Below are 265 nucleotides of genomic sequence, written 5' to 3' on the forward strand. Positions count from 1 at the left end.
GCTCATATAAGCACTGCCGCCATGCAGTTGCAGACATTCATCCGCCACTTTGTTCTGCACTTCTGTTGCCCACCATTTCAGCCGGGCCGCATCTTCCAGGCTGAGTGAGCCGGTATTAAAGCGCTCAATGGCGTCATTGAGATAACTGCGGGTTACTTTGATTTGGGTATCTAACTGCGCCAGCAAAAAGCGGTTGTACTGAAAGGCACCAATCGGCTGACCAAACGCCTTGCGCTGTTTCACGTAGGCCAGCGTCTCTGCCATC

General features: G+C 52.8%; 1 protein-coding gene. It reads right to left on the bottom strand.

All coding sequences use genetic code 11. The features are described from left to right. The coding region (locus tag ACYP03_RS26515) for an acyl-CoA dehydrogenase family protein (protein WP_459782741.1) at window positions 1–265 on the bottom strand (265 nt) is incomplete at both ends.

Source organism: Photobacterium sp. R1 (genome assembly GCF_054600795.1).